Below are 8376 nucleotides of genomic sequence, written 5' to 3'. Positions count from 1 at the left end.
ATCAGAAAAGAAAAATGGGGCTAATCAAAAAAATGAAAAAGCAAATCGGTAAATTTGAAATAACTAGCGAAGACTTGGGAATAGTAACTACTAATTTTTAACAACTATGTCTTACGTTAGTCAGAATTCCAGAAGAGCTGCTGTAGAAAGTATTATTGAAAAGTGTAAGGCTGTACGCGCCATTAATCCGAATGAATATTTAAACATTACTTCCGGTACCTGGTTGAGTCCGTGGTGGCTGCAATATGCCAACCAAATCTGGATGCAAGGCGCTGATTATGGTTATGCCAATACGCCAGTCATTAACGATCGGGATGCTGCCATGACTTATAAAGATATTGTATTGTATGATGATTTTAATCGGCAGAATGTTTGGTTTCCTTTGAGTAATATGATGACGCATGGAATTATTAAAGGTAATTTAGCCTCAATTGGCGGCAATGACGATCCGTTACCCAAGTTTGCCGATGATGTTGTATTTTATTTTAGCAGAGGTGTTACGATGTATGAATTATATCTCTCCCCCGATTTACTGCACGCCAACGAGTGGGAAGTATTGAGCCAATCGTTAAACTGGGCAAAGGAAAATTTTAGTGTACTTGATAAAACTTACATGGTGGGAGGAAAGCCCGCTACCGGTAACGCTTATGGATTTGTTCATTTTAAAAACAATCAAGGGATTATTGCAGTTCGCAATCCGAAAATACAAACACAGCAGCTTACCGTTCAGTTATCTTCGCAACAGGGATTGGTGGATACTGCTGCTTCGTTGGTATTGGAAAGAGTATATCCTACGCATTGGATTGCTCCCGATTTATATGCAGCCGATGCTACCATCACCTTACCGGCTTTACAAGGATTTGAAGTAGCGGTGTATCAGGTTTATCCTGTACAAAATGCAAAAAAGCCATTATTGGCAAATGCAGTAATGAATATTGCTGGGCAGAATGGCCATTCGCAACAACTTCGGGTAATGGCTACAACCGGCAAGGTGCAACTATTAAATCCATGGATGGTGAAGGCTGTTAAGGTTTCAGAAAAAGAACAAAATATCAATGACATTCAAATTACACAACAATCTTTTCCTGCACCCATTGCAGCAGGCATACAGTTTTCGGAAAATACAGTAAGCGGCACTGTTACAATAGATGCACATACTACCACCACACGATTGGTGGTGATGCTGCAACCGGATAGCAGCAATATGGGCAAACCACTTCCTGACATACAATTTATGGTAAACGGCCAAAAATTGAATGCAACCAAACAACAACAAGATGGCTATTGGGGTAGTTATTCAATTGTACTTGAAAATACTGGCAAACATGATATTCGGTTTGAAATAGGTTCTACCGAAAAAGTACAGCAATGGAATGGAACAGCCTCTTTATGGGCCATAACTCAGCAGGTGCAGCCCATCATAAATGTAACATTATCAACCCGGCAAGCCATAGATAAAGAATTGCTGTTGCCGGATCCTTATGCGAAAGGCGCTTTGCAGCAAACCCAATTGTTGGCAAGCGGCCTATTGAAATTATAAATGATTGGTGCTGATGAAAATCACCATTGTTGCAGGGAAACGATGGTGATTTTTGTTGTTGACGCTTAAATATTAATACCGCCACTTACTTCAATTCGCTGGCCATTTACCCAGCGTGCATCTTCACTGCAAAGAAAAGCTACAACACCACCTATGTCTTCGGCAACGCCTACCCGCCCTAATGGTGAAAGCGATGCCAGTCTTTCTTTCATATGCGGATTGTTGCGAATGGCAGCATGGTTAAAATCTGTTTCAACAGGTCCGGGCGCAACAACATTGGCCCTAATACCTTTATGGCCCAGCTCTTTGGCCAAATAACGTGTAAATACTTCTAAGGCGCCTTTCATCGAGGAGTAAACGGAATAACCGGGATTGCAATAACGGGTGGTGCCGCTTGAAATATTGATAATGCAACCTCCATTGTTCATGAAAGGAACACAGTGTTGCGTTAAAAAATAAACCGATTTAAAATGCACATTTAAAAATTCATCAAACAATGCTTCTGTAACCTGCTCAAATGGAACAGTAGCGCCCATGCCGGCGTTGTTCACTAAAATATCAAAATGTGTAGCTTGAAAATATGTTTGCAGCGATGTTTTAAATGTTGCTATAAAAGGAGGAATAAATTTTGTATCTGAAAGATTGAGTTGTAATGCCAATGCTTTCACATTTAATTTTTCCAGTGCCTGCACTGTTTGTAACGCCTGCTCTTTGTTTTGCTGATAGGTAATAATAATGTGGTTGCCTTTACGTGCTAAACTTAAAGCCATATCTTTTCCTAATCCTCGGCTGCCTCCGGTAACCAATGCTATTGAAGAATGATTCATATAATGATTTTTGATACATATAACATTACAAATATTGCATGGTTTAGTTTAAAAACTTTTTACCATGCATTTATGCAATACTATTCCAGATTTTTTTCAGGTTTTGCATGCTGGTAGTAATGCTTGCAAAAGGATCGGCGGGATTATCATGCTCCACAAAATAATATTGCATTCCCGAAGTTTTGGCATGTTCAAAAATATTTTTAAAATCAACAACGCCGGTTCCTACGGGTAATGGTTTTTCCAAGGCTTTATCAATATCTTTTACATGCCAAAGCGGAAAACGACCCGGATGTTGTTTAAAAAGTGTAACCGGATGTACGCCGGCTTTGGTAGCCCATGCCAAATCAAGTTCTAATTGTACCGGTGTTTCTTTTAAAATTACATCATAAGGCAATACACCATCCACTGCTTTAAATTCAGTGTAATGATTGTGGTAAGCAAAATGGATTCCGGCTTTTTTGCAGGCCTCATCTGTTTTGTTCAAAACATCAATCGACGATTTTATTTGCTCTGTAGTATTGAGTGGAATACTGGCACATACCAAATAAGGTATGCCGCCTGCTGCTGCATCATCTACCAGTTCCTGCATATTGTCTCGCAGGTTTTTCATGGGTGGTATGGTGATGGGTTTCCCATCGGGTCCAATAGGTAGTTTTCTTCCCGGCGGCATTTGAAAAGGAGCTCCCAATACATGGTGCGATTTCCAGGATAAGCCTTTGTCTTTTACCAGCGCAGCAAATTCCTGCGGCTTCATACCATAATAGCCTCCCTTTTTACTAAAAGCCGATTCAATATTTTGATAGCCAATAGCAGCAATTTTTTGCAAGGTGCCGGGAGCATCTGTATCAATTACATTAAAAAAAGTATATAATTGTACTCCGGCAGGCGGCATTGCCTCCCAATTTAAACCGGAGCCCAGTGTTTTAGAAATGGCTAAGCCGCTTAATGCAGCAATGCCTGTTGTTTTTAAAAAATCTCTACGTTTTAGCATACCTTTTGGTTTATGTTTTAAAGGTAGATTTTTGTTTTGGTTTGTTGAAAGCCCAATTTTTTAAAATATTGTTGGGTGGTTGTTGAATAGAGTAGTTTAGTAGTTAAAACGCACTTTATTGCTGCATTTAACAGTTTTTTATATGCAATGGCACACAATTTTTTGATAATTATCAAGTACAAGCTTCAAGAACTATGGGTTTACATATCTTTAAAAAAATAGGTTCGCTATCTGAACAAATGATGAAATTGAATTTGAACGTGGTATTGAAAAAATGAAATGGCAAAAACATCATATTCATAAGCAGTTTTTAATTGCAGAAATACGTATAACGTTGTACATTTAATTTCCTTAATTGCTGTCATATGAACAAAAATCGGTTCCTTTCAAAACTATTGTTATTATCATTTCTTGTTACTGCGAACCTACACGCACAACAATGGGTTTCATTGTTTAATGGAAAAAATTTAACGGGCTGGCAACAGGCAGCAGGAACTGCAAAGTATGCTGTTCAGGATGGGATGATTGTAGGAGAAACGGTTGTGGGTTCCCCCAATAGTTTTTTAAGAACCGAAAAAGAATACGACAATTTTGTTTTAGAATTAGATGCCAAACTAACCGACAGTACTTCCAATTCGGGTATACAGCTAAGAAGCCATGTAAATACAGATGGAAGGGTTTACGGATATCAGTATGAATTAGACCCTTCTTCCAGAAAATGGACCGGCGGATTGTATGATGAAGCCCGCCGCGACTGGTTATATCCGCTCAGTCTAAATCCCGAAGCACAAAAAGCATACCTACCCGGCCAATTTAATCATATTAAAATTGAATGTATTGGCCATGAGATAAAAACATGGATTAATGGTGTACCCGCTGCTTATGTAGTGGATACAATGGATGCAAAAGGATTTATTGCCTTACAGGTACATAGTATTGGCAACAATACGGCTCTGTCCGGCGAAAAGGTATATTTTAAAAATATACGCATTAAAACAGGAAACTTGCATCCAACACCCTTTCACAAACCCGTGTACGTTGTAAACAATATACCCAACTATTTATGCAATGAAGAAAAAAACTGGGGCTGGACTTTATTGTTCAATGGAAAGAACAGCGATGGTTGGCGTGGTGCTTATAAAGACCATTTTCCTAAAACCGATTGGCAAATAAAAGACGGCATGATAACCGTTTTATCATCGCAAGGAAAAGAAGGAGGAAATGGAGGTGATGTAGTTACTTTAGGCCAATACAGTGCTTTTGATTTGTCGTTCGATTTTAAATTAACCCCGGGTGCCAACAGTGGCGTAAAATATTTTGTAACCCTTACAGAACACAATGAAGGCTCTGCCATTGGATTAGAATACCAGGTATTAGATGATGCCTTGCATCCCGATGCCAAATTGGGCCGTGATGGCGACAGAACTTTGGCATCGTTGTACGATATAATTCCTGCACAAAAGCAGGCTCGGTTTGTACATCCTATTGGCAGTTGGAACACAGGGAGAATAGTGGTATATCCCAACAATCATGTTGAACATTATTTGAATGGAATAAAAGTGTTGGAGTACGACAGAGGCTCACCGGCTTTTAGAGCGTTGGTAGCCATTAGCAAATTTAAAATCTGGAAAAATTTTGGCGAGGCAAAGCAAGGGCATATTTTATTGCAGGATCATGGCAATGAAGTAAGCTATAGAAGCATTAAAATAAAACCATTGCAATAGTTGAAACAAATTAGCTGCATAGCGTTACAATAGTACAAGTGTGCGACGCAACAGCAGCATCATAGCAATTTTGCAGCCGGGTACATAAAAAAATAACATGCAACGAAGAAAATTTATTGAACAGGTATCACTTGCATCGGCAGGTGTAACTATTTTAAACTTTCCGGTTTTTGGCAAATTAGCCCCGAGTAATAAAGTGGTGGTGGCCGTTATGGGCGTAAACAGCAGGGGAGCTTATTTGGCAAAAAGTTTTTCACAATTGCCCAATGTTGAAGTGGCATACATCTGCGATGTGGAAGCCGGAGCTATTAAAAACGGATTAGATGCTTTAAAAGCTGCCCAACGGAAGCCCATTGTAGTACATGATATACGTAAGTTGGTTACACAAAAAGATTTTGATGCTTTGGTAATTGCAGCTCCCGACCATTGGCACACACCTGCAGCCATTTTAGGTGTTCAAAACGGGAAACATGTGTATGTGGAAAAGCCGTGCGGACAAAATCCGCATGAAGGCGAAATGATTGTTACCGCCATGCAGCGGTATGGAAAACTCATTCAAATGGGTAATCAGCGCAGGTCTTTCCCAAGTTTAATAGAAGCAGTAAACTTAGTGCATGACGGCATTATTGGTAATACTTATTTTGCTAAAGGTTGGTATGCCAATAACCGTACCGGCATTGGCTACGGCAAGGTAGTACCGGTACCTGCTACATTAGATTATGATTTATGGCAGGGGCCTGCACCCAGAAAACCTTATCAGGATAATCTGATACATTATAACTGGCATTGGTTTTGGCATTGGGGAACCGGCGAAGCATGTAATAATGGAACGCATGAAATAGATTGTTGTCGTTGGTTTTTAAATGTTGATTATCCAACCAAAGTTTCGTCAAGTGGAGGGCGTTATGCTTTTAAAGACGATTGGCAAACCCCCGATACACAAGTAGCCGGATTTGAATTTGGCCATCAAAAAGCCATTACCTGGGAAAGCAGGAGCTGCAATATTTATCCTGTTGAAGGCGCCGGCAGAGGTTTTATTATTTATGGCGATAAAGGTACTTTGGTGAATAAAGGCGGTGGCGATTATGCTATTTATGATAACGATAATAAATTGGTGAAAGCAGTAAAGAGTGAGGTAGTAGCCGATCCTTCTAATCCGGTGAGTGCCAATGGTAATTTAGATTTTTATCATTTTAGCAACTTTATTCAGGCAGTGCGTGGCGAAACTAAAATCACCTCACCGGTAACGGAAGGTAGTAAAAGTGTTTTACTATGTCATCTTGCCAATATTGCACAAAGGGTAGGCCGTACTTTGTATTGTGATGCCGGGAATGGCCATATTTTGGATGATGCTGAAGCTATGGCACTTTGGGGAAGGACTTATGAGCCAGGTTGGGCACCTGAAATATAATGTGCTGTGTATTGCAATATCCGATATTTGTTTAATCAATATCCTAATGTTGGATTGACTGATTGTTTCTATTTACAAATGCCGGACGAATCAGCCAACTTTTCTTGGTGGGTTTTTTAAACACCAGCCACCAAATAAATATTACAATAATTGTTATCACAAAGAAGGTTACCACCCACTGTGGCAAGCTGTTTTTTAACGAAATCAATAACCCATCATTACTAAATTTTGAAAATCCAAATAGCTCCGGAATCCTGTACCAATAATAAATAGAAACACCTGCTGCTGCATACATTTGAATAAGTATTTCTGTTGATTTTTTGTCGAGAAAGGATATTAAAAACAGAAAAAGAATGATAGATGCTGTGGCGCCCATCCAGGGTAAACCATAGGTGCTCAAAGCATTAAAGTGCGGTATTGGAGATTGAATATCGGGCACTTGAAACCAACCCCAAATAAATCCGGGTAATCCGCCAATAATCAATAACGCATTTATTTTTTGTAGTAACGATTTGTGTGCTTTGCCTGGATGAAAATCAGGTGTAGAATCCGGACAAGGTAAAGAGCAGTTTGCACATGCGGTGCAATGTGCATTGGGTAATGTAAGCCATTGTTTTTCACCATATAATTTCTCTACACTATGAATGGGGCAAATGGTTGAACACCAGGCACTTTTCCATTCAAAGAAAAAACCCATCGTAATTCCAATGGCAATGAGCATCATTAATAAAATGGCAGTAGCATGCCCGTTATTGTTAAATATAGGATGCCGTAAAGGAACAATGATAAACAATAATAAGATAGAGACAAATTGTAACCTGGTTTGCCATTGTACACTCATGCGGTTTCTTTTCGATAAATTAAAATATCTTGGTAGTAAAACAGTGGTAGATAACGGACAAACATTTCGCCATAAGCCGGTTGCAAATACCAATAAGGCAGGAGCAACCGGAATCAATATATTCCAAAAAATGAGCACACCTGTTTTAGGGAAAAAAACCAAAGCAAAGAAAATAGCCAATCCAATTATCCAAAATATAATTTGTATGAGTTTCCATATGCGATATGGCTTTTGATGTTGCAGAAAGTGCGTTTGCGAAATTTGCGTATTTGTTTCCATATAGTGTGAATGCGTTGTTGTGTATTATGAAAGCAATGTATTCTCTCCTCAAAATATAAAGTATGATGCTCGTCATATCACTAAGCCATTCTTCCCCGTTGCATTCTATTTTGTATTTGTTGTAGCGGTATAGTGCTTTCTTTTATTGATTGGAGCTAAAATAAAAAAATAGAAAAATTAAAATAGGGTGGTAAATTGAAGTAACTTTTAATGAAATTTTATGTGGTGAATGGGGTTGCATTTTTTCAATACCTAATTTTTTGAAGATGAAAAAACGAATTGCTTATGCTTGCTTATATCTGTTGCTACTAGGTAATGGGGTATATGCTCAACAAATTAATCCTTCTCTTTTAAAAAACACCTGGCCTGCTTATTGGATAGCTGCACCCAATACCCCGCCTACCAATTATGGGGTTTATTTTTTTAGAAAGCAAATAACTCTGCCATCCAAGCCCAATCAGTTCATCATTCACATTTCAGCCGATAATCGTTATCAACTGTTTATCAATGGTAAATTAGTAAGTATTGGCCCTGCCCGAAGCGATTTATATTTCTGGAAATTTGCCACGATTGATATTGCCCCCTATTTACAGCAGGGCATCAATACCATTGCAACTGCCATTTGGAATGAAGGTCATTACCGGCCTGAAGCGCAAATTTCGCACCGTACCGCTTGGGTATTGGTGGGCGATGATGCATTAGAAAAAATACTCAATACCAATAGCACCTGGAAGAGTTATCGGTGTATGGCTTATCGGCC

6 protein-coding genes and 1 pseudogene are annotated in these 8376 nt (G+C 39.1%); 4 read left to right on the top strand and 3 right to left on the bottom strand.

Going from position 1 to position 8376, the window contains the following annotated elements:
• Positions 1–106 precede the first annotated feature (106 nt).
• Positions 107–1540, top strand: coding sequence for a hypothetical protein (locus tag A0F92_RS06420; RefSeq protein WP_068243107.1), 1434 nt, complete (start codon positions 107–109; stop codon positions 1538–1540).
• A 65-nt stretch (positions 1541–1605) separates the two neighbouring features.
• Here A0F92_RS06420 and A0F92_RS06415 read toward each other — a convergent pair whose 3' ends face one another.
• The gene (locus A0F92_RS06415) at positions 1606–2367 is read right to left on the bottom strand and encodes an SDR family NAD(P)-dependent oxidoreductase (protein ID WP_068243104.1); all 762 of its coding nucleotides are present in this window, start codon (positions 2365–2367) and stop codon (positions 1606–1608) included.
• Between the two features lie 70 nt (positions 2368–2437).
• The gene (locus A0F92_RS06410; RefSeq protein WP_068243101.1) at positions 2438–3361 is read right to left on the bottom strand and encodes a sugar phosphate isomerase/epimerase family protein; all 924 of its coding nucleotides are present in this window, start codon (positions 3359–3361) and stop codon (positions 2438–2440) included.
• A gap of 365 nt (positions 3362–3726) precedes the next feature.
• On the opposite strand from A0F92_RS06410, the gene A0F92_RS06405 reads away from it, so the two are divergent.
• Both A0F92_RS06405 and A0F92_RS06400 read left to right on the top strand, forming a co-directional pair.
• The gene (locus A0F92_RS06405) at positions 3727–5085 is read left to right on the top strand and encodes a 3-keto-disaccharide hydrolase (protein WP_068243098.1); all 1359 of its coding nucleotides are present in this window, start codon (positions 3727–3729) and stop codon (positions 5083–5085) included.
• Positions 5086–5182: 97 nt separating this feature from the next.
• Positions 5183–6496: a Gfo/Idh/MocA family protein gene (locus A0F92_RS06400; RefSeq protein ID WP_068243094.1), complete on the top strand. Its 1314-nt coding sequence runs from the start codon at positions 5183–5185 to the stop codon at positions 6494–6496.
• Between the two features lie 43 nt (positions 6497–6539).
• Here A0F92_RS06400 and A0F92_RS06395 read toward each other — a convergent pair whose 3' ends face one another.
• Positions 6540–7616: a cbb3-type cytochrome c oxidase N-terminal domain-containing protein gene (locus A0F92_RS06395; RefSeq protein WP_068243090.1), complete on the bottom strand. Its 1077-nt coding sequence runs from the start codon at positions 7614–7616 to the stop codon at positions 6540–6542.
• Positions 7617–7882: 266 nt separating this feature from the next.
• Here A0F92_RS06395 and A0F92_RS06390 point away from each other — a divergent pair.
• A pseudogene (locus tag A0F92_RS06390) lies at positions 7883–8376 on the top strand (alpha-rhamnosidase); the annotation flags it as partial.

This window comes from Hydrotalea flava (assembly GCF_001623405.1).
GTDB lineage: Bacteria > Bacteroidota > Bacteroidia > Chitinophagales > Chitinophagaceae > Hydrotalea > Hydrotalea flava.
Note: the sequence above shows the minus strand (reverse complement) of the source record. Positions and strands in the feature narration are given on the sequence as shown.